Source organism: Janthinobacterium sp. BJB401 (assembly GCF_013372745.1).
Taxonomy (GTDB): domain Bacteria; phylum Pseudomonadota; class Gammaproteobacteria; order Burkholderiales; family Burkholderiaceae_D; genus Janthinobacterium; species Janthinobacterium rivuli.
In genome coordinates, this window is sequence record NZ_JABXFH010000123.1 from 1 (window position 1) to 905 (window position 905).

Below are 905 nucleotides of genomic sequence, written 5' to 3' on the forward strand. Positions count from 1 at the left end.
ACTTAGAACGCCTAACAAAACCTCACCCATAGAAACAAACGGCCCCGAAGCTGGTCAAACTCACCTGACATCGTTTTTGGGAGCCGATCACATGGCCAAAGCACTTCTTCCTGATGACCTGTGGGGGCTGATCCAGCCTTTACTGCCAGTACATCATCCTTCCCCAAAGGGAGGACGCCCTCGCATTGACGACCGCGCCGCCTTGACCGGTATCCTGTTCGTCCTCAAGACAGGCTTGCCCTGGGAATATCTTCCTCGTGAATTGGGCTGTGGCAGCGGCATGAGTTGCTGGCGGCGCCTGCATGCATGGCAACAGGCTGGTGTGTGGCAACGCATCCACGAAGCCATGCTGCACCACTTGCGGGAATACGATCAGATTCAATGGGAACGCGCCAGTGTCGACTCGGCCAGCGTGCCATCCCCCCCTCGGCGGACAGCATACAGGCCCCAATCCCACCGACCGCGGCAAGCTCGGATGCAAGCACCATCTGCTCGTCGACCAACGCGGACTGCCTCTGGTGGCGAGCATATCGGGGGCTCAGGTACATGATTCCCGGATGCTGATCCCGCTGCTCGAAACTGTCCCATCCGTATCCGGGCTAGCGGGCCGGCCACGCAAACGTCCGGCCAAACTGCACGCCGACAAGGCATATGCTTCGCGTGCCCATCGGGCCTGGTTGCGCAGCCGTGGCATCGCTCCACGTATAGCCCGCTACGGCATCGAGTCGCGCGAACGCCTGGGTAAATGGCGCTGGGTGGTCGAACGCACACTCGGTTGGCTCCACCGTTTCCGCCGGTTGCGTATCCGCTACGAGCGCCGAGCCGATATCCACCAAGCATTCCTCTCGCTTGCCTGCATACTCATCTGCTGGCGATATATTCAGAGGTTTTGTTAGGTGTTCTTA

Annotated in this window: 1 protein-coding gene; it reads left to right on the forward strand. The window is 59.7% G+C overall.

Annotated features, from left to right (window positions below; translation table 11 throughout):
• Window positions 1–91: 91 nt before the first annotated feature.
• Window positions 92–896, forward strand: a protein-coding gene (locus HWE17_RS28455; RefSeq protein ID WP_255206436.1) for an IS5 family transposase whose coding sequence is annotated in 2 segments (ribosomal slippage) — window positions 92–427 and window positions 429–896 — 804 coding nt in all. Because the reading frame shifts where the segments join, the coding sequence is not laid out codon by codon here.
• Window positions 897–905: the final 9 nt, after the last annotated feature.